Raw genomic sequence first — 19,091 nt, forward strand, 5'->3', positions numbered from 1 at the left:
GGCTCAGCCGCCTTCGGCAAATCGGAATGCCAGGCTCCGACGGTCGACCTTGCCGTTTTCAGTGACGGGCAGCTCGGCAAGGAAGTGAATCTCGTCAGGAACCATGTAGGACTGCAGCGCCTGGCCGCAGAAGGCCGTCAGCCGGCCGTCTCCCAGTGAGTCCGCCCCGGCCCGCGCCACCACAGCCGCGGCGAGTACCGGTTCGGCCCCCGCCCGTTCGAGCAGCAGCACCGTGGCCTCGGCCACCTCGGGGTGTTCGAGCAGCCTGCGCTCCACCTCCCCCAGCTCCACCCGGTTGCCCCGGATCTGCACCTGGGAGTCGACTCGGCCACAGAAGTACAGCTCGCCGTGCGGCCCTCGAAAGGCGAGGTCACCGGTCTTCAGCACCAGCTGGCCCGAGCGTGGTTCGGCCGGATCGGGCACTCGTGCGGCCGCGGACGCCTTCGGATCGTCCCAGTACCCGGTGAAGAGGGCCGGGGTGCGCAGGTGAATCTCCCCCGGCACCTCTTCCTCCTCGATGAGATGGCCCGACTCGTCGACCAGCAGCATCTCGGCGCCCGGGTGGGCGTACCCGATGGACAGTTTCTCAAGGCCGTTCGGAAGCGGCCGCGGCACATCCGTGAAGGAACAAGCCATGGATTCCGTCGCCCCGTAGCAGTTGATGAGCCTCGCGTGCGGCAGCAGCTGCTGCAGCCGCCGCAGCTCGGGCAGCGGGAAGTCCTCCCCGCAGAAGAGCACTCCGCGCACGTCCTTGAGTGCGGCCACCGCGTCCGGCAGGTGCTTCAGTGACTGGCGCCAGATCGACGGCACCCCGTTGACCTGTGTGGCACCGGTGTCGGCGAGTACCCGCAGAAAACGGGTGGGCCAGCGCATCAGCTTGCGTGGCACCGGCACCACGGCCGCGCCACTGCCCAGCGCGAGACCGATGTCCAGCAGCGAGAAGTCGAACTGCAGCGGCGAGGTGGTCGCCACCTTGTCCTGCGGTCCCACGATGCCCTGGGAGAGCATCCCGCGGTAGAAGGACGTGACCGCGCGGTGGCTCATCACCACGCCCTTGGGCCGGCCCGTCGTACCCGAGGTGAAGATCATGTACGCGGTGTCGGTCGCGCACAGTTCTCGGCGGCGCCGGGTCCGCGGATGCGGCAACCGGTCCAGAGTCAGCTCGCCGGCGCCGAACCTCCCGGTCCCGGTGGCCTCGGGGATTGACTCCCGCTTTCCGCCCTCCGCCTGTACGTGCAGCGAAGCACCGGTGGTCTCAATGATCTTATGCAGTCGCTGGTCAGGGGTTTCCGGACTGACCGGCACGAAGGGCAGCCCCAGCGTCGAGCAGGCCAGCAGCATCGCGATGGCATGCGCCGAGGTGTCGGACTCCAGAATCACCCGGTCGCCCATGTCGAGGCCGAGCGAGTCGAGGGCGAGGGCATAGCCGCGGGTCAGCTCTTCGAGCTGGTGGTAACTGACCGTCTGGACGGTGTCATTGGCCACGAACTGGGCGACGGCCGGGCTGTCGGGCATGGTGGCCGCCGCGGCGAGCAGGAAGGAGTGCAGCATCTCCTCCTGCGCCGGCGGGCGCGCGACGGCGGTTTCGGCAAACGTGGTCACGGTGAGGGTCTCCTCGGAAGTGTCTCGAAGTCAGAGGGAGCGGAAGTCCGCCACGTCGGGAATCCGGTGCGACTGGCCGTCCAGCAGCACCATCGGTGCGTCCGTGCCGCTCGTGGCCCGCTCCGCGGTCCCGATCAGCAGGGTGTGGTCGAGCACCTCAATCGCTTCCTGCAGTCGGCACACGACGGTGGCCGAGCAGTCGTCCAGAACCGGAACGCCGTTCATGTGCGAGTGCGCAACCCCGTCGAAGCGCCGGCGAGGGTCGCCGGTGGCGAACTGCCTGGCGAAGTCCCGCTGCTGCCAGGACAGAACATTGACCGCGAACGCCCCGGAGGCACGTATGTCGTTCAGAGTCCGCCCCTCGCTGCGCAGCGACAGCAGGATGCTGGCCGGGTCGAGCGACAGCGACAGCACTGCGGTGGCGGTGCAGCCGGCCGGGCCACTGTGCGTGTCGGTGGTGATGACGGCGACGAAGCTCGGGAACCGCGCCATCACGCGCCGGAAGCTGCCCTGGTCCACTCGGGCGTCGGGCATGGACTGTATGTCGATGGTCATCGTCTGTTCCCTCAGGCCGCTTGCGGTTCGGACAAGGACGCGATGAGCGCGGCACGATCGACCTTGCCGTTCGCGTTGAGCGGCAGAGCCCCGGTGAAGGTGACCGTGGCGGGCACCATGTAGGCCGGGAGCTTGCGCCGCAGGGCGTCCAGCAGTTCCTCGCGGTTCGCACCGGCGCCCGTGCACACCGCGTGCAGCAGCGGATCGCCCTTCCGCCCGGGCAGGGCCACCACCACGGCGTCGGTGACGCCCGGCCGGCGCAGCAGCAGAGACTCGATCTCACCGAGTTCCACCCGGTAGCCGCGGATCTTCAGCTGGTGGTCGAGCCGGCCCAGATGCACCAGGACGCCGTCGAGCAGCTTCACGCGGTCGCCGGTTCGGTACCAGTGCTCCACGGTCAGCGGTTCGGATCCGTCGTGGACCGCGCTCTGCCGGCCGTCGAAGGTGCAGAACCTGCCTACGTTGTCGGCCGGGTCCAGATAACCGGGGAAGCGCTGCGTGCCGCGCACACACAGTTCCCCGTCGTCGGCCGGGCGCCCGTCCTCGTCCAGGATCATGTGTTCCTGGCCCGGGTACGGAGTGCCGATGGGCACCGTCCCATTGTCTGTCCGCGGCCAGCGGTCAACACTGCCCGGCAGCCGGAACTCCGTCCACGTCACCGTCATCTCGGTCGGGCCGTAGATGTTCTCGACGGTGCTGTTCGGAGCAGCGGCCTGCCATGCCTCGGCATGCGCGAGCTTCAGGGCCTCACCGCAGAACAGGCTCCACCGCAGGGAGGGCATGGCTCCGGGCTTCAGAGCGCGCAGCCGCAGCGCGATGGCCGCGACGGACGGCACCGAGTTCCAGTGGGTGATCCGGTTGCGGTTGACGAATCGCACCGGGGACAACACGTCGTTGCGCGTCGGCACGACGAGGGCCGCGCCCGATCCCCAGGCCGCGAACATGTCGTACACCGACGGATCGAAGGTCAGGTCGAAGGTCTGCGACACCCGGGCGTCCGGCCCGAGTTGGTACCGGGGGATGACATGGTCGAGATAGGCAGCGACGTTCGCATGAGTGACGGGCACCCCTTTGGGCCGCCCGGTCGACCCGGAGGTGAAGAGGATGTACGCGAGGTCCTCGGCGGCCGAGCCGAGTTCGGGCAGCTGCGGCACCGGCCCCGACAGCAGTGCCGGCAGATCCTCGTCGCCCAGCCGCAGTACGGCTACGGGCAGTTCGGCCGAACCGGGCAGGGCGGAGTCCGCGACCACCAGGTCCAGGCTCGCTTCCCTTGCCACGTCGCTGTTGCGGCCGACGGGGAACGCGGGGTTCAGCGGCACGACGGTGGCGCCCAGCCGGGAGATCGCGAGATACCCGGCGTAGGCGACGACGCTGCGGGACGCGAGCAGCCCGACCCGGGACGGCACCCCGCCGTGCCGGCCCAGGATGGCCCCGGCCACTCGTGCGGCCGCAGCGGCGAGCTCGGCGTAGGTGAGACGCTGCCCGTCGACCTCCAGCGCGACCTGCGTGTCCCCGTAGCGGTTGGTGGATTCCGCGAACCATTCGTAGAGCCGTTTTGTCTCGGCCATCAGGAGTGCTCCTCCCGCAGTGCAGGGGTCATGGTGCTGATCAGGTCGGCGAAGGCCTTCGCCACCACTCCGGGCCGTGGTCGGCCCCGCTCCGCCGAAGTGACGGCGAAGCGAAGCGAGCGGGGCAGTTCGGCCCAGCTCGCCATCGCTGCGTGAGCGACCGGCTCCGGCAGCTGCCCGCGGTAGGCGAGCAGCTCCAGGCGGTGACGCTGGTGGCGGGCGGCCGCCCAGAGGTCGTCCGCGTGTGCGGCCAGCGCAGCGGAGTCCGAGCCCAGCCGCTCCGCGAGGAACTCCAGCACCTCCAGTTGATCCGCAAGCCAACGTCCGGCCTGCGGCCGACCGACGGACAGCGGGTCACGGACCAGCCAGCGGTAGTGCGTCTGCTCGGGCAGCGCCGACGTCACTCCGAGCGCGTGGATGTCGCGCAGCACGTACTGCCGCTGCAGGTCACCGAGCGGGGTGAGCAGCTCGCGCAGCCCGTCGTCGTCCACCACCCCGCTGTACGGGAGCTGCTCGCCCTCGGGCAGCAGCGCGGCGAAGCGGTCGGTGATCCGCCATGAGTCGGGGCGTCCGGGAGCGGCCTCCAGAAGCACCCAGTGCGCCACGGTGGACTTCCCGTACGCCGGCGACCACGGCACATGCCGGGTGTTGCCGACGGCCAGTACCCGCCCGCTCAGGGCGAGTTCCGCCCGCAGGGCCGCCAGCGCGTCCGGCCACTGGGCTGCGCTGCGGTAGGCGAGCCCCCCGGAAGTGCTCGTCAGGTCGATACGGTGGTGATGGGAGAAGGCCAGATGGCCGCCCGGCTCATCGACACGGACCGCCAGCCGGACGGCCTCGGCGAGCCGCCGGCTCGCCTGCGGCAGTTCCGGCTCCAGGTAGGACACCAAGTTGGCGGTGTAGCAGCTCAATTCCGGTAAACCGGTCAGTACGCCATTCATCACGCCACCTCCCAGGCGCAGCTCAACGGTGTGTCCGACCGTTCGCGAAGGCTGCGCCACTCGAAGCCCTTCCAGGTGCCGGTCGTCTGCTTCAGGCCCACGTCCACGGTCCAGGGGCCGCCGGCCAGGCCGCTGCCCTCGGCCTTCACGCAGGCTTCCTGCGCGGTCCAGATCCAGGCGAACTCGAGTGAACGCTCCTCGGTCGGCAGCGAGTTCAGTGACTCGAGTCCGTGGCGGACACAGCGCCGGATCACTCCGGCGTCGAGGTCCCGCACAGGTTGCTGGATGTCGATGCCTACGGCGCGGCCCAGGGAAACACAGGCGGCGAAGTGGCCCTCGTCGTGGGCGACACTGACGCCGATGTCGGGCCGGTCGGCCAGGAACGGCTTGCCGTTCGGCCCGAGCGACACCCGCCCGTCGGCAGCCTGAGGAACGACCTCGGCCAGGAGTTCCCGCAGCAGGGCCCGACCGGCGAGGAACTCCTCCGCCCGCCACGCGACCATCCCGGAGGCGGCCGCGTGGTCGTCCGGATGCCCACGGGCCAAGGTGACGCCCTGCCGCGTCACAGCCCAGATGTCGGGTTCGATCTCGATCACGTTCATGGTGACAACTCCGCGAGGAGAGAGTCCGAGGCACCCGCCACGGTGGAGAGCACGACTTCGGTGGTCCCGCCGCCGATACCCCACAGGGCGGCCTGGGCCCTGGTCCACTGGGCGCCCGTTCCTGCGAAACCCTCGGCGCCCTGCAGTTGGGCGCACTCGGCCAGCACCCCGTCGACGGTCAGCGCTGCGCCGGCCTTGAGGAGCGCTGCGGCCGTGGTGTCGTAGGAGCGGGCAACACGGTCGGCGAGCCGGTCGACGAGTGCGCGCAGCTGGTGCGTACGGACCAGGCATGCGGCAAAGCGCTGCTGGACGCTTTCGAGCTGCCACAGCGTTCCGTCGCCGAACCGACGCTCTTCCAGGCGCTGTTTGGTCTGCGCCAGCATGCGGGTGCACAGCGCGACCGCCCACAACGTGCCGGTCAGCCGCTCCACCGCGATGTGCGAGGCGAAGGAGGTCATCCCGCGCCCCACTCTTCCGACGAGATGTTCGCGCGACAGCCGAACGTGGTCCAGGCGGACATGGCCGGTGCCGGAGCCGTCGAACAGCGCGGTGTCGGCCGCCTCGACCGACACACCGGCGGCCTTGGCGGGCACCAGGACCCAGGTGAAGTTGGTGAAGTGCCGGCCCTCGCGGTGGCGCGCCAGCACCAGGAAGTGATCTGCCTGGGTGGCGTTGGTGATCCACCGTTTGGTGCCGGTGACCGTGATGCTCTCGTCGTCGATGGCCACTGCGGTGCCCAGACCTGCGAGGTCCGTACCGGATCCCTCGTCGGTCGCCGCGAGTGCGATGACGGACGTCCCCGCAAGTGCCTGCCCCAGGGCGCGCCCGGCCGGCTGGCCACCGAGGGCGAGCAGGGGTACGGCGGTGGCGATCTGAACGCACACCGAGAGCGTGGACCCGATACCGACGCGGGCGTCCACATCGGCCATGAGCCGGCCGAGCGCGGCAGGTTCAACTCCTGCTGCCGGGTCGCCGTCGCGGTAGACACCGGTCAGCCGGCCGGCCGCGCCGAGGGCCGCCCAGACCTGTCGGCCGTCTGCGTGCGCAGACAAGTGGTCCAAGGCGGGCCGGGACCCGGTCGGCTCACGTGCCGCAAGGGTGAGCAGGGCGCCTTCAGGCAAGACGCACCTCCGCGTCGAGCAGGGCGAGTCGCCCGTCGGCCTGGTGCAGCCTGTCGTTGCTGTAGTTCAGGGGTGCTGACCGCAGATCGCGCAGGGCCAGCTCCAGCCGGGTCGCGGAGTCCTTGAGGTACCCGTCGCGCAGGCCCACCGCCTGGATGAGGTCGTCGACGGCAGCGTGGCACTGCTCCGAGGCCGTGATTTTGAGGGCGTTGAGCAGCAGCTGGACGCGCGGGGCGGACAGCTCTGTGCCGCAGCGCAACGCCTGCTCGGTGTGGCGCAGCAGAGCGTGCACCGTGTCGATCTTCTGGCGGGCCGCGGAGAGCCGGCCGAGCAGCAGCTCGGAGCCGAGGTCGAAGCGGCGTCGGCCGGCGGGGCTGCGCAGCATCGCGACGACCCGGGCGAGTGCTCCGGCCGCCGTGCCGAGCCATGCCGCGGACCAGGCCAGGTGAGCCAGCGGGCCGAAGACCTCGCCGGCGATACGGGAGAACTGCCCGTGCTCGCCGACGACCTGGTGTGCCGGAACACGGCCGGTCAGCCGCAGGGCGGCGCTGTGACTGGCCCGCATGCCCATCGGCTGCCAGTCACCGCTCTGCTCGACGGTGAGCTGCTCGCGGTCTGCGTAGACGAGGGAGACCTGGTTCGGTGAGGTCGCGTCCGGGGCCCGGACGGTGATCAGAAAGCCGTCGGCATGAGCGCCGCCGGTCACGATCGGCGCAAACCGGTCGATGACCAGGTGGGAGTTGTCGGTGTGTGCCTGGGACTCGGCGGTGAGCAGATGGCCGCCCTTGCCCGCCTCGGTGGTGACGGATGCCAGGTAGAGCCGGCCCGCGGCGATCCGCGGAAGCAGCTCGTCCCGCAGCTGGGGTGCAGCGTGCCCGACCAGGGCGGCGACCTGCTGGCAGTGCATGCCGAGGATCATGGCGACGGACATGTCCGCGCGTCCCAGTCCGATGCAGACGTCGAGGAGATCGGACACGGTCGCACCGAGCCCGCCGTGGTCGATCGGCACGGTCAGGCCCAGCAGGCCGGTCTTTCTCAGCGCGGCCAGGGCCTCGACGGGAAAGGTGGCCTCGCGGTCGTGGCGAGGTGCGTGCTCGGCGGCGATCTGGGCCACGTACCCGACCCTCTCGGTCAGGCTCTGCCCCTGGAAGGAGCCGTTGAGAGTGCCGTGGCCGGCAGCCTGCGCGGTGTTCATGCCGCCTCCGCCCGGCTGCCCGCGCCGCCCGCGCTGCCGCCGGAGGCTGCCTCGATGGCTTTCCACAGGGTGCCGGCGGTTGCGAAGGTCGCGTCGTTCAGATCCTCGTCGGCCAGTGCGATACCGAAGGTGTCCTCGATGGCGAAGAGCAGCTCGATCGACTGCATCGAGTCCAGGCCCAGTTCGCGCAGCACGGAGTCCTCGGTGAGCTCCTGTCCCCGGAGGTACTTGAGGAATGGTGTCAGCAGTTCGGTGAAACGGGCGTCCATGGCAATTGCTCCTGATAAGAGTCGAATGGTGTTCAGGGGGCGGCGGCCGCGGCGGCGAGCCTGCACAGGTCGTCGAGCCGGTGGAGGTTCTCCGGTACCAGGTCCTCGGGGTCGAATTCGACGGCGAGTCGCTCCTCGAGCGCTTCGACGATCTCGACGACCTGGAAAGAGTTGAAGCCGGCGATCGCTGTCAGAGAGGGCGCGGTCAGCACCTCGGCCGAATCGACGCCCAGCACCCCGGCGACGGTGGCGGTCACCGTCTCGCGCAGCTGGTCCTGGCCGGCGAAGACGTGCCGGTCGGCTCGTAGGGCTTCGGCCAGATCAGGCAGGAGACGCTCCGGTTCCGCGCGCCCGCGCTGTACCCGGCGCAGTGCGAGGAAGGCCTGCTCCGCGAGGCGTTCCAGTCTCTGGAGGTGGGCGGCGGTCCCCGCGCCGACAGGCTTGCCGTGCCGCGCGAGGAAGGCCGCGTGCAGCCGCCGGGAGCGGGCCAGCAGCCAGGTATCCGTGGTGAGCTGCTCCAGGGCGGCACTCCGGTCCGGGTGGGCCGCGTAGGCGGCGACGTAACCGTCGATGTCGCCGAAGTCGGTGCCGGGCCGGACGAGGGGAGCCCCTGCGTCGGCAGGACCGAATCGCACCACCAGCGTGGACTTGGGCAGGTCGTCCCAGTCCATGACCCACTGTCCGGGGGATGCGATTCCCCACGGGGTGTGGCTGTAGTAGGCGTCGGTGACCTGCGCCTTCTGGCCGGCGGGCGCTACCAGATAGCTGTGCTCCATGTGTCGCTGCCGGTGGTACGGCAGCCACGGCATGTCGTACGTGTCGGCCAGGACGTACAGCGGTCCGTGCCTCTCGGCGAGTTTCGCCAGCTCCGCCGTCGGCACCCCGCTCCAGCGGCCGCGCTCGACCAGTCCGAGGACTTCCGTGCCGGCCAGCTGGCTCTCCAACTCGGGCTCGACCGTGGGCAGTCCGCCCGGGCCGGGCCGCGGCCTGAACCGCAGGGTCGCCCCGAGCGCCAGATGGGCGTCCGGTCCGTGGTGCCGGTCGGCGAGCACGGCCAGGTTGGACTGGACGCAGTCGAGCATGTCGGCGCGGACGGACGGGACGGCCTGGTTGCGCTCCTGCGCTTCGGTGACCGGGGTCATCGCCGGCCTCCCACGAGCAGCGGACCGGCGCCCTGCCCGACCGGCTTCAGGCCGGAGACGGCGCTCAGCAGCGCCTGCTCGCTCGGCGCCTCGTCGCCCAGCTCCTCATTGAGGAGCTGCTCGTATGCCGCCAGGTCGAGGTAGCCGTGGCCGCTGACGCACACCAGCACACCGCGCTCGGACCGCATGCCGTCCGCGCCCGAGGTGGCGAGCTTGGCCGCCGCTGCCAGTGCGTGCCCGGATTCGGGGGCGGGCAGTACGGCCTCGTGCCGGGTCAGCAACCGGCCCGCGTCCAGGGCCTCTTGCTGGGTGACGGCGGTCGCGGCCAGGTCGCCCGTGTGCCGCATCGCGGAGATGATCTTCGCCGCTCCGTGGAAGCGCAGACCCGCCGAATGCGCGTCCGGGATCGGATAGTCGCTGCCGATGGTGTACATCGCTTCCAGCGGGCCGGAGCCGGTCGCGTCGGTCTTGTCGTACGCATAGACACCTCGGGTGAGCTTCGGCGCCGTCGACGACTCGGCGGCCACCAGCATGGGGGGCTGCGCGCCGGTTGCCCTGGCCTCCGCGTGGAAGGGCAGTGCGATCCCGCCGAAGTTGGATCCTGCGCCCACCGCGCCCACAACCGTGTCGACCTGGGCGTCCAGCTCGGCGAGTTGTGCCTGGGACTCGATGCCGATGACCGACTGGTGGAGGATGCTGTACGTCTCTCCGCTGCCGATGCAGAAGGCCACCCCGTCATGGGTCGTCGCATACTCGACGGCCTCGCCGATCGCCAGCGCGAGGCTGTTGCCCACGCCGTCGGCACGTTTACCGGAGACATTGGTCAGACCGCTCGGGCTGGAGTGGATCTCGGCACCGAGCATGCGCATCAGCACACCGCGGTACGGCTTGCGGCGCAGGCTGGACTCCACCATGAACACCCGGCAGCGCAGTCCGAACAGCGCACAGGCGGCGGCCATGGCGGTGCCCCACTGGCCGGCTCCGGTACCGGTGACCAGCTCCTTCACGCCGGCCTTCTTGTAGTAGTAGGCCTGGGCGAGGGCGGTGTTGAGCTTGTGGCTGCCGGAGATGTTGCCGCCCTCGTACTTCATGTACACCGGCACCCGGGCGCCGATGGCGCGTTCGAATCCGGTGGCACGCCACATCGGGGTGGGCCGGAACTTCCGGTAGGCGTCGAGGACTTCGGCCGGGATCTGCCAGTACTCGCGCTCGAGCACGCTCTGCCGTACCAGCTCCATCGGCAGGTTGACGCCGACTCCGGTGCCACCGGCGGACTCGGGCGTGAGGTCCGGCGGCATGGGTTCCGACAGGTACGGCAGGGTGCTGCGCCAGCTGGTGGGAAGCTCGACGGTCATCGGGCGTTCTCCGCACCGGAGACGACGACATCGATGAGGTCGCCGACGGTCTGGAAGTTGCGGCCGACGAAGAGGTCGTCGGGGAGGGTGACTCCCAGCTCGTCCTCGATCCGCACGAGCATGCCCACGAATCCGAGAGAGTTCACCCGCAGCAGCTCGCCGACGAGCGGTTCGCTCTCGGCAATGGTGGCCGGGTCGATGGAGAGCCGGGACTCCGCGACGACAACGCGCCTGACGGTGTCGCCCACCGTGGCCCGCTCGGAGTGTTGCACTGTTGTCATGACTGCCTCTCGCAAGGAAGGTCGATTGCGCCCGCGGCAGCGGGCAGCAGGTGACAGTGGGAGTGATGGGTCGGGCGGGACCGGGCGGCCGCGCCCGGTCCTGCGCGGTTCAGCCGCGCAGTTCGCCGTTGGCTTCGACGACCCAGGTGCTGGTCACCAGGGCGCCCAGGGTCACCGGGCCGCGTACGTGCAGTCGTCCGGTGGCGATGGAGATTTCGGAGCCGAGGCCGAGCTTGGGCCCGTCGTGCAGCCGCAGCGAGCCGTTGACCACGATCATGGCCGCGTCGACCTGCCGGGCGAACTGCTGGGCGACTGCAGGGTCCTCGGTGAGGACGCCTTCGGTGTGGCGGGAGCCGTAGGCGCGGATGTGGTCGGCGGCGGCTTCGAGGCCGGGTACGGGCCGCAGGCCGATCACCGGGTCGAGGAACTCCCGGCCCAGGTCGTGCGGTTCGAGGGTCTCGGTGCGCCAGGGGCTGTCGTCGCGGGCCGCCGGCTGCTTCACGGAGGCATCCAGGCGCACCGTCAACTGCGCGTTCTGCCGTTCGCACTCGGCCAGGACGGTCGCGAGGTAGTCCGCGGCGATCTCCTGGTCGACCAGGACCATCTCCACCGAGGTGCATCCGGCGGGCTCGGGGATCTTGCTGTTCAGGGTGACGCGGGCGGCCAGCGCCAGGTCGGCGGTGCGGTGCACGTACAGGTGGTTGACGCCGCCGCCGCTGGCGATGAGTGGGATGGAACTCGCCGTGCGGCAGTATTCGATCAAGGAGGGGCTGCCGCGCGGGATGAGAACGTCGACCTGGTCGGGGCGGGCAAGGATCCCCTTCATCAGGGACCGGTCGGGGTCGTCGAGGACGGTCACGAGCCCGGTGGGCAGGCCGGCCGCGGCCAGCGCGGATTTGACGACCTCGGCGAGGGCTGCGTCCGTGGCTGCGCTTTCCTTGCCGCCGCGCAGCAGCACCGCATTGCCGACGGCGACCGGGAGCAGTGCGCCGTCGACGGTCACGGTGGGCCGGGCCTCGTAGATCATGAGAGCCACACCGAGCGGCTTGGGGACGCGTCGCAGGGTGCCCCAGTCGCCGGCCGGGATTTCCGGTGTTGCGGCGAGGACCGCGGTCAGTTCCCGTTCGACGGCGCCGGTCAGCTCGACCATGCCCTCGAGGTGCTCGTCGGTCAGCCGAAGGCGGGCTACGAGGGTGGGCGGGAGGCCCCGCATCTGCGCGCGGGCGATGTCGGCCTGGTTGGCGCTCTGGATCTCGTGCCACCGCTCTTTGAGGTGGCCGGCCAGTTCCCGGCAGTAGCGGGTGTACGCCGGGTCTCCGAGGGGCGGTGCGGCGTCGAAGGCGGCACGGGCGAGGTTGAGGATCTGCTCGGGCATGTCGGCGCTCACCACATGAACTGCCCACCGTCAACGATCAGTTTCTGACCGTTGAGGTAGGAAGCGGCCGGGCCGACGATGAACTCGAGTGCGTCGGCGATGTCTTCTGTGGTGCCCATGCGATGGGTGGGTATCTCGTCCAGGGTCTGCGCCATCCGCTCGGGGTCGTCCAGCCGCCAGCGGGTCCGCAGCTCCTCGGTGTCGATCATTCCCGGGATGAGGCAGTTGACCCGGATGGCCGGGGCGAGCTCCAGGGCGAGGCACTTGGTGAGCTGCAGCAGGCCGGCCTTGCTGGCGCAGTAGTTGGCGCCGTCGACTCGAGGCCGGATGCCGGTGGTGGCGCCGATGTTGACCACCGACCCGCCACCCGCGGCGAGCATGGCGGGAGCGAGGGCGCGGGTGAGCCAGAACGGCCCGGACAGATTGGTGTCCAGGACGCGTCGCCAGTCGTCGTCAGTGAGTTCCAGGAACGGGCGGTCGACGTTGAGGCCGGCATTGTTCACCAGCACCGCGGGACTGCCGTGCTCGGCCAGTACCCGGGCGGCGGCGTCAGCGACCTGCTGGGCGTCGGAGAGGTCGACCTGCAGAGCGGTCAGCTGTCCGCCATTGTTCGCCTCGGCCTTCTCGGCCGCTTCCCGGTCGGATCCGTAGAAGGCGACGACGTGGTGGCCCATGCGGATCAGGCGGCGACTCAGGGCCAATCCGATTCCCCTGGTTCCGCCGGTGACAACGGCAAGTGGTTCCGGCATCCGGACTCCTTGTTCTGGCGTGGGTGAATTCGCCGTCACAACGGACACGGAGATCGCGCCGACGGCAATCGCTATTCGGGTGAAATGAATGAGCGATGCCATGTTATTGGCGGTGACTGAGTCACGGTCAAGAAAATCAGGGAGTCAGGCCATAGCCAGGGCTTATGAGGGTATCGCTGCTCCCATCCGGAATCGCTCGGGAAGGCATCGCGATCCATATCGCCTATGACCCCATCAAGATTCCGGTAGTCGCCATTGGTCGCGGCCGATGTATATGCGCGAACATGCACTGACGCTTTGCCGGTCGCCAGGTGCGGGCGGTCAGTCGACGGTGTCCCGGCGGCGGGCGGCGTAGCGCCGGGACTTGGTGCGGTTGCCGCACACCCGCATCGAGCACCAGCGCCGGCTGTTGTTCTTCGAGGAGTCCCAGAACACCCAGCCGCAGGTGTGCTCCGCGCACCGCTTGAGCCGCTGGATCTGGCCGGTCAGTACGACTTCCGCCCAACCAATGGCCAAGTACGCGAGGGCCGCCTGTGCCGGGGCCTGACCCGGGGCCGGCACCAGCGGCTGCGGCCGGTCACCCCACGTGGACCGGTTGAGCGTGACGAGGACGGGAACCTCGGCCAGCGCCGCATCGGCCAGGGCGAGCCGGTGCGGTGACACAGGGTCCGCCACGTCAAGGGCCTCACGGATTCCGGCACGCAGATCCTTAAACGCCCGATGCTCCTCAGTGGTCAGCCGCAGCGATTCGTCGGCCAGCCGGCGACCGGCCAGCCAGCGCGCGAGCTCACCGGGGGTCGCCACATCGTCGTCGCCGCTCTCCAGATCAATGGTGTTGGTGAACGCCTCGACCAACTCGGCGGCGGGAGAGGGCTTGAGCATGGCAGGCCGCCTTCCGGATCGAAGATCGTGTTCCACCTATCAAGGCCGTTGATAGGTCATGTCTGAATTCTGCTGTACGGCCAGGCTACCAGTGCCATACTCACCATCAAAGAGCTTTAGGAGGTTACTCATGGACGGTGTGCTGGACGAGCAGGTCGCGTCCGCGGAACCGGGTCGGCAGCGGGAGCAGCCGGGGCCGGCCGACCGCAGCACACGCAACACCGCGGTTCTGGTGGGCTTCACCGCGATCACCAACCTTGCCGACGGCGTCACCAAGGTGGTGCTGCCGCTGATGGCGACCCAACTGACCCACTCCCCCGCGCAGGTGGCCGGAGTCGGCCTCACCCTCACGCTTCCGTGGCTGCTGGTCGCCCTGCACGTCGGCGTCCTCGTGGACCGCTTCGACCGTCGGCTGCTGCTGTGGCTGGCCGACGGCGCGCGCATGCTCGTCATCGCGGCCATGCTCAGCCTTGCCCTGCAGGACTCCGTGACCATCCCCGCGCTCTACATCGCAGGCCTTGTCCTGGGCATCGCCGAAGTCGTCGCCCTGACATCCGCTGCCACCCTCGTCCCGTCCGCGGTCGCACCGGCCGGCCAGGAGCGCGCCAACGCCTGGGTGGCGGGCGCCGAAACCGCCTGCAACGAGTTCTGCGGCCCCTTCGTCGGTGGTCTCCTGGTCGCTGCGGGCGCCAGCGTGGCGCTGGGCTGGACCGGCGTCGGCTACCTGATCGGCACGCTGATCCTGGTCTTCCTCGCCGGGCGATTCAAGCCGGGGACCGACGGCACCCGCCCGACCGGCTCCGTCAACGAGCGCATCGCCGAGGGCATCCGCTTCCTGTGGCAGGAGCGCCTGCTGCGGCTGATGGCGCTCGCCCTGACCGTGCTCTCCGCCTGCTGGGGCGCCTGGCTCGCCCTCATGCCGCTGGTCGCCACCTCGCTGATGCATCTCGACTCGCGCGAGTACGGCATCCTGCTCAGCGCACTCGGCGCGGGGGGCCTGATCGGCGCGCTCACCGTCACCACCGTCAACCGGCTGCTGGGCCGGCGCTGGTCGATGTTCGCCGATCTGATCGGCACGGCTGCCATGGTCGCCGCCCCCGTACTCTCCACCAACCTCTGGGTCGTCGCCACCGGCGCCTTCCTGGGCGGCATGGGCGGCATCCTGTGGACCGTCAACTCCCGCACCATCAGCCAGCGGCTCGTCCCCAGCGGCATGCTCGGCCGCTACAACGCCGCCGCGCGGCTTTTCAGCTGGGGCGCAATGCCTCTTGGCGCCGGCCTGGTCGGCCTGCTCGCCGAATGGTTCGGGATGCGGACAGCCTTCGCGGTCTTCACCGTCGCCACTCTCCTCATCTTCGTCCCCTTCCTGCGGACCATGACCCCGCGGGCGCTGGCGGAGATCGACGCCACGGCCCCGAAGAACTGACCCGCAGCGAACGCCTCCCTTTCACCCGCAGCCTTGCGCAGCAACTATGCAGGCATTGAAAGCGCCTATCGGCCGGCCGTCGAACTCTCTGTTCGGGCCGGCCGCCGCCTTCTAGGATCAAGGAAATTGCTTGGCCCAATTTCCTTGAAACCGGAGGAAGTCGCATGTCCTTGACAGTCCCTGCCATCCCGGAAAAAGAGCGGTTCCGGGCCTACGGTCCACGCCATGTCGACGAAATAGCGGACAGGTTTGGAATCCCCAAACACATCGCCCGGTCCATACAAGTCCTGTCGGCCGTCCTGCCGTTCCGCGTCAACGAGTACGTTCTGTCGAATCTCGTCGACTGGGACAACATTCCGCATGACCCCATATTCCAGATGGTCTTCCCGCAGAGCGGAATGCTGAAGGCCGAGGACGAGCAGCGCCTGGGCGCCCTCGTGGGCGACCCCAGCGCCAAGCAAGCCCTCCGACTCGCCGTCCAGCAGATCCGAGGCGGCCTCAACCCGCATCCCTCGGGCCAGAAGCAGCTGAACGTCCCCACCATCGACGGCGACGAGGTACCCGGCCTGCAGCACAAGTACCGGGAAACCGTCCTGTACTTCCCGGGCCAGGGCCAGACCTGCCACTCCTATTGCACCTACTGCTTCCGCTGGGCCCAGTTCGTCGGCGACGCCGACCTGCGTTTCGCCGTCCCGGAGCCCAGCCGCCTCGTCGACTACCTCGGCCGGCACCCTGAGGTCGACGATGTCCTCGTCACCGGCGGAGACCCGATGATCATGTCCACGGACCGGCTGCGAAGTCACCTGGAACCGATCCTCGACGTCCCCACCGTCAGCACCATCCGCATCGGCACCAAGTCGGTCGCCTACTGGCCCCAGCGCTTCGTCACTGACAACGATGCCGACGACGTCCTGCGTCTCTTCGAAAAGGTCGTCGCATCCGGCCGCAACCTCGCCGTGATGATGCACTTCACCCACCCGCGCGAGCTGGAGACCGACATCGCCCGCCGCGCCCTCTCACGCATCCGCTCCACCGGCGCGCTCGCCTACTGCCAAGCTCCCCTGGTCGCTCACGTGAACGACGATCCGCAGGCCTGGAGCAGCCTCTGGCGCGCCGAACTGGCCGCGGGAGCCGTCCCGTACTACATGTTCGTCGAGCGCGACACCGGCCCGTACGACTACTTCAGGGTGCCCCTCGCCCGCGCACAAGAGATCTTCCACACCGCCTACCGCACCCTGCCCGGCCTGGCCCGCACCGTTCGCGGCCCCGTCATGTCCGCCACCCCCGGCAAGGTCATCGTCGACGGCGTCACAGACACCGCCGAGGGACGCTTCTTCCAGCTGCGCATGCTCCAGGCCCGCAATCCCCAGCTCGTCGGCCGCCCCTTCCGTGCGCACTACTCCGAAACCGCCGCATGGCTGGACGAACTGCGACTGGCAGACGATGTCCCCACCGACATCGCCACCGCCGTCCAGGGCGCACTTCCCTCCCTCACCGAGCAGTTGGAGGCAGAAGCCTGGCTCGACGAGGAGCTTGCCCATGCCTGACGCTCCCCTCTGGAAAACCTCGCCCAACCTGGCACTCAACCAACTGGTCGCCGAACGCCGGGCGGCCGGAGACCACGTCGTACACCTCGGCTTCGGCGAATCACGGCTGCCCGCCTTCGGTCCTCTTACCGAACAGCTGGCACGGGGCGCCGGACGCAACGCGTACGGGCCCGTAGCCGGCGGGCTCGAGGTCCGGCAGGCCGCCGCGGGCTACTTCACCCGTCGCAAGCTGCCCACCAATGCCGACCAGATCGTCGTAGGCCCCGGCAGCAAACCGCTGCTCATGGCGCTCCAGCACGTCCTGCCCGGCGATGTGATCCTGCCCCGGCCCGCCTGGAACTCCTACGCCCCGCAGGCCCGCCTGGCCGGCAAGAAGGCGTACCCGGTGCAGATCCCCGCGGAGTGCGGCGGCATCCCCGACCCGACCGCCCTGCGCGATGCGGTCGTCGCCGCGCGAGCCGCCGGCGGCGACCCGCGCACCGTCATCCTGACGCTGCCGGACAATCCCACCGGCACCCTGGCACCACCCGCGCTCGTACGCGAGATCTGCGCCATCGCCGAGGAGCTGGACCTCGTCATCATCTCCGACGAGATCTACCGCGACATCGTGCACGACCCCACCACCCCCTTCCTCAGCCCCGCCGAAGTCGCCCCTGGCCGCACCATCGTCACCAACGGCCTGTCCAAGACCCTCGCGCTGGGCGGCTGGCGCATCGGAGTCTGCCGCTTCCCTGAGGGCACCTGGGGGCAGGGCGTCCGAGACGGCGTCATCTCCGTCGCCAGCGAAGTCTGGTCGACCCTCGCCGGCCCCATGCAGGAGGTGGCCACCTACGCCTTCGCGGAACCTCCCGAGATCCGTCGACGGCTTGCCGCCGGCGCCCGCCTGCACGGCGCCCTCGCCCGCGCCGTCCACAGCATCATGGTCAACGCGGGCGCCACCTGCCGCCCGCCCACCGGGGGCTTCTACGTCTACCCCGACTTCGAACCGCTGCGCGAGCACCTGGCCTTACGCGGCATCACCGATTCGGACAGCCTCCAGCGCCACCTCTTCGATGCGTACGGCGTGATGGTCCTGGCCGGGCACCACCTCGGGGACGACGAGAGCGCCCTGCGTTTCAAGGCCGCCACCAGCATGCTCTACGGCGACACAGCCGAGCAGCAGGAAGAGGCTCTGGCATCCGACGATCCGCTGAGCCTGCCGCATGTGGCCGCTGTCCTGACACACATCGAAGAGAGCTTCACCAAGCTGTGCAGCTAGCCACACAAGGGAGCACGGAAGACCTGGGACACCATATGAGTGCGCAGACACTGCACGCCGCGGGCATCCTCGACCGCAGCAGGCCGACGGGCCTCAGCCTGCACCCCTTCCGCGGCATTCGCCGTTCCCAGCACGCCCTGGCTCGCGACCACGAACCCGCCTTCTACATCCTGGAGCAGCGCCGCGGCGCGGCGCTGCTCCAGCGCGGGATGATCGGCACGCTCGACCTGACGACGTCGCAGCGGGCGATCCTGCCGCACGAACATGTCATCGCCGACAAAGTGGTCCTGCAACGCCGGATCATTCGCCTCGCCGGCGGCAACCCCGAGCCGCTCCTGCTGGCTTGCCACGGCGCGGACGACGCCCACGAGGTCATGGCACAGATCACCGGACGACGCCCCGACACGACCGTCGAGGCACCCGACGGAATCCGGCACAGCCTTTGGCGCTGTGCCGACGTCGGCCACCAGCGGGTCATCGCAGCGGACTTCGGCGTCCGCAGCGCCCTCATCGCCGACGGCCATCACCGGTACGCGGCGGCGCTGAAGCACCGCCGCCGCTTCGGCGGCCGCTGCGGACCATGGGACCGCATCCTGGCCCTGGTCGTCGACACCCGGCGCCACCCCCTGCATCTGGGGGCCATCCACCGCCACCTGCCGGACCTGGCATCCCATGAGGCGGCCGCCCGCGCCGCTGCCGTGGCCACCGTTGAGGAGGTCTGTCCCCGAACACACCTGCAGCCGCACCCCGGTGAACTGATCCTCCTCGGCGACGACCGCCGCTGGTCCGTCACGGCGCCCCGTACCGGAGAGGTGCGGGCTGCCCTGGCCGGACATCCCGAGGCCTGGCAATCTCTCGACGCCGCAGTCCTCCACCACCTGTTCATCGATCGCGTGTGGCGGACTCAGTCCGGTTCCCACAAGGTCAGCTACCTGCCCGACCTCACGCACGCCCCCACGACCGGCACCCTCGCCCTCCTTGCCCCACCGAGGGAGGACGACGTGCGCCGCCTGGCCGAAGGCGGCACCCGCATGCCGCAGAAGTCGACCTCCTTCGGCCCGAAACCTCTGCCCTGGCTGGTCACTTACCACCACGCGCATCAGACCCGCGGGTGAGACATTTCCTTGCCGGGAAGACATCGGAACTGTCCAGTCGCACGAGATCAGGATTCAGCGGATTCCGACTGTCACGTTCGCACTGACCGCGCGTAGGGAGTCACCGGCTTT

18 protein-coding genes are annotated in these 19,091 nt (G+C 69.6%); 4 read left to right on the forward strand and 14 right to left on the reverse strand.

What is annotated here, in order from left to right:
• Nucleotides 1–3: 3 nt before the first annotated feature.
• The 14 genes from OG729_RS09490 to OG729_RS09555 all read right to left on the reverse strand — a co-directional run bounded on the left by OG729_RS09490 (nucleotide 4) and on the right by OG729_RS09555 (nucleotide 13,634).
• The gene (locus OG729_RS09490) at nucleotides 4–1,602 is read right to left on the reverse strand and encodes an AMP-binding protein (RefSeq protein ID WP_405805504.1); all 1,599 of its coding nucleotides are present in this window, start codon (nucleotides 1,600–1,602) and stop codon (nucleotides 4–6) included.
• Between the two features lie 30 nt (nucleotides 1,603–1,632).
• Nucleotides 1,633–2,157 carry a flavin reductase family protein gene (locus OG729_RS09495; protein ID WP_405805506.1) on the reverse strand — a complete coding sequence of 175 codons (525 nt, stop codon included), beginning with the start codon at nucleotides 2,155–2,157 and terminating at the stop codon, nucleotides 1,633–1,635.
• An 11-nt stretch (nucleotides 2,158–2,168) separates the two neighbouring features.
• Entirely contained in the window at nucleotides 2,169–3,725 is a 1,557-nt protein-coding gene (locus tag OG729_RS09500) for an amino acid adenylation domain-containing protein (protein ID WP_405805508.1), read from the reverse strand.
• A complete protein-coding gene (locus tag OG729_RS09505) occupies nucleotides 3,725–4,663 on the reverse strand; it encodes a hypothetical protein (RefSeq protein ID WP_405805509.1) in 939 nt (312 codons plus the stop codon). The genes OG729_RS09500 and OG729_RS09505 overlap by 1 nt, the downstream gene beginning before the upstream one ends.
• Nucleotides 4,663–5,265: a 4'-phosphopantetheinyl transferase family protein gene (locus OG729_RS09510; protein WP_405805511.1), complete on the reverse strand. Its 603-nt coding sequence runs from the start codon at nucleotides 5,263–5,265 to the stop codon at nucleotides 4,663–4,665. Before OG729_RS09510 ends, OG729_RS09505 begins: the two co-directional genes overlap by 1 nt.
• Entirely contained in the window at nucleotides 5,262–6,317 is a 1,056-nt protein-coding gene (locus tag OG729_RS09515) for an acyl-CoA dehydrogenase family protein (protein WP_405805513.1), read from the reverse strand. The genes OG729_RS09510 and OG729_RS09515 overlap by 4 nt, the downstream gene beginning before the upstream one ends.
• Before the next feature lie 61 nt (nucleotides 6,318–6,378).
• Nucleotides 6,379–7,581, reverse strand: a complete 1,203-nt coding sequence (locus OG729_RS09520; protein WP_405805514.1) for an acyl-CoA dehydrogenase family protein — start codon at nucleotides 7,579–7,581, stop codon at nucleotides 6,379–6,381.
• On the reverse strand, nucleotides 7,578–7,850 hold the full coding sequence (locus OG729_RS09525) for a phosphopantetheine-binding protein (protein WP_405805516.1): 273 nt from the start codon (nucleotides 7,848–7,850) through the stop codon (nucleotides 7,578–7,580). The genes OG729_RS09520 and OG729_RS09525 overlap by 4 nt, the downstream gene beginning before the upstream one ends.
• Before the next feature lie 32 nt (nucleotides 7,851–7,882).
• A complete protein-coding gene (locus tag OG729_RS09530) occupies nucleotides 7,883–8,992 on the reverse strand; it encodes an acyl carrier protein (protein ID WP_405805517.1) in 1,110 nt (369 codons plus the stop codon).
• Nucleotides 8,989–10,347, reverse strand: coding sequence for a TrpB-like pyridoxal phosphate-dependent enzyme (locus OG729_RS09535; protein ID WP_405805519.1), 1,359 nt, complete (start codon nucleotides 10,345–10,347; stop codon nucleotides 8,989–8,991). Before OG729_RS09535 ends, OG729_RS09530 begins: the two co-directional genes overlap by 4 nt.
• A complete protein-coding gene (locus OG729_RS09540; RefSeq protein ID WP_360870300.1) occupies nucleotides 10,344–10,628 on the reverse strand; it encodes an acyl carrier protein in 285 nt (94 codons plus the stop codon). Before OG729_RS09540 ends, OG729_RS09535 begins: the two co-directional genes overlap by 4 nt.
• A 109-nt stretch (nucleotides 10,629–10,737) precedes the next feature.
• Complete coding sequence (locus OG729_RS09545) at nucleotides 10,738–12,003, reverse strand: glutamate-5-semialdehyde dehydrogenase (protein WP_360870297.1); 1,266 nt, start codon at nucleotides 12,001–12,003, stop codon at nucleotides 10,738–10,740.
• 8 nt (nucleotides 12,004–12,011) lie between these two features.
• Nucleotides 12,012–12,752 (reverse strand): SDR family oxidoreductase, encoded by a 741-nt coding sequence (locus OG729_RS09550; RefSeq protein ID WP_360870294.1) that lies wholly within the window; start codon nucleotides 12,750–12,752, stop codon nucleotides 12,012–12,014.
• Between the two features lie 321 nt (nucleotides 12,753–13,073).
• A complete protein-coding gene (locus OG729_RS09555; protein ID WP_405805521.1) occupies nucleotides 13,074–13,634 on the reverse strand; it encodes a CGNR zinc finger domain-containing protein in 561 nt (186 codons plus the stop codon).
• Nucleotides 13,635–13,764: 130 nt separating this feature from the next.
• Between OG729_RS09555 and OG729_RS09560 the strand changes: the two genes are divergently transcribed.
• From OG729_RS09560 to OG729_RS09575, 4 genes are all read left to right on the forward strand, one after another.
• A complete protein-coding gene (locus tag OG729_RS09560; protein ID WP_405805523.1) occupies nucleotides 13,765–15,060 on the forward strand; it encodes an MFS transporter in 1,296 nt (431 codons plus the stop codon).
• Between the two features lie 164 nt (nucleotides 15,061–15,224).
• Entirely contained in the window at nucleotides 15,225–16,607 is a 1,383-nt protein-coding gene (locus OG729_RS09565; RefSeq protein WP_360870285.1) for a lysine 2,3-aminomutase, read from the forward strand.
• Nucleotides 16,600–17,865, forward strand: a complete 1,266-nt coding sequence (locus tag OG729_RS09570) for an aminotransferase class I/II-fold pyridoxal phosphate-dependent enzyme (RefSeq protein ID WP_360870283.1) — start codon at nucleotides 16,600–16,602, stop codon at nucleotides 17,863–17,865. The genes OG729_RS09565 and OG729_RS09570 overlap by 8 nt, the downstream gene beginning before the upstream one ends.
• 35 nt (nucleotides 17,866–17,900) lie before the next feature.
• Complete coding sequence (locus tag OG729_RS09575; protein WP_405805525.1) at nucleotides 17,901–18,980, forward strand: DUF1015 family protein; 1,080 nt, start codon at nucleotides 17,901–17,903, stop codon at nucleotides 18,978–18,980.
• Nucleotides 18,981–19,091: the final 111 nt, after the last annotated feature.

Origin of the sequence: Streptomyces sp. NBC_00210, assembly GCF_045160975.1 — a bacterium.
Taxonomy (GTDB): Bacteria; Actinomycetota; Actinomycetes; order Streptomycetales; family Streptomycetaceae; genus Streptomyces.

Excerpts from the sequence above, each read along its gene's own strand:
- OG729_RS09565 (WP_360870285.1), top strand. The coding sequence starts at position 15,225 with ATGTCCTTGACAGTCCCTGCCATCCCGGAAAAAGAGCGGTTCCGGGCC.
- OG729_RS09540 (WP_360870300.1), bottom strand. The coding sequence starts at position 10,628 with ATGACAACAGTGCAACACTCCGAGCGGGCCACGGTGGGCGACACCGTC.
- OG729_RS09550 (WP_360870294.1), bottom strand. The coding sequence starts at position 12,752 with ATGCCGGAACCACTTGCCGTTGTCACCGGCGGAACCAGGGGAATCGGA.
- OG729_RS09520 (WP_405805514.1), bottom strand. The coding sequence starts at position 7,581 with ATGAACACCGCGCAGGCTGCCGGCCACGGCACTCTCAACGGCTCCTTC.
- OG729_RS09535 (WP_405805519.1), bottom strand. The coding sequence starts at position 10,347 with ATGACCGTCGAGCTTCCCACCAGCTGGCGCAGCACCCTGCCGTACCTG.
- OG729_RS09510 (WP_405805511.1), bottom strand. The coding sequence starts at position 5,265 with ATGAACGTGATCGAGATCGAACCCGACATCTGGGCTGTGACGCGGCAG.
- OG729_RS09545 (WP_360870297.1), bottom strand. The coding sequence starts at position 12,003 with ATGCCCGAGCAGATCCTCAACCTCGCCCGTGCCGCCTTCGACGCCGCA.
- OG729_RS09495 (WP_405805506.1), bottom strand. The coding sequence starts at position 2,157 with ATGACCATCGACATACAGTCCATGCCCGACGCCCGAGTGGACCAGGGC.
- OG729_RS09505 (WP_405805509.1), bottom strand. The coding sequence starts at position 4,663 with ATGAATGGCGTACTGACCGGTTTACCGGAATTGAGCTGCTACACCGCC.
- OG729_RS09500 (WP_405805508.1), bottom strand. The coding sequence starts at position 3,725 with ATGGCCGAGACAAAACGGCTCTACGAATGGTTCGCGGAATCCACCAAC.
- OG729_RS09530 (WP_405805517.1), bottom strand. The coding sequence starts at position 8,992 with ATGACCCCGGTCACCGAAGCGCAGGAGCGCAACCAGGCCGTCCCGTCC.
- OG729_RS09525 (WP_405805516.1), bottom strand. The coding sequence starts at position 7,850 with ATGGACGCCCGTTTCACCGAACTGCTGACACCATTCCTCAAGTACCTC.
- OG729_RS09560 (WP_405805523.1), top strand. The coding sequence starts at position 13,765 with ATGGACGGTGTGCTGGACGAGCAGGTCGCGTCCGCGGAACCGGGTCGG.
- OG729_RS09570 (WP_360870283.1), top strand. The coding sequence starts at position 16,600 with ATGCCTGACGCTCCCCTCTGGAAAACCTCGCCCAACCTGGCACTCAAC.
- OG729_RS09555 (WP_405805521.1), bottom strand. The coding sequence starts at position 13,634 with ATGCTCAAGCCCTCTCCCGCCGCCGAGTTGGTCGAGGCGTTCACCAAC.
- OG729_RS09575 (WP_405805525.1), top strand. The coding sequence starts at position 17,901 with ATGAGTGCGCAGACACTGCACGCCGCGGGCATCCTCGACCGCAGCAGG.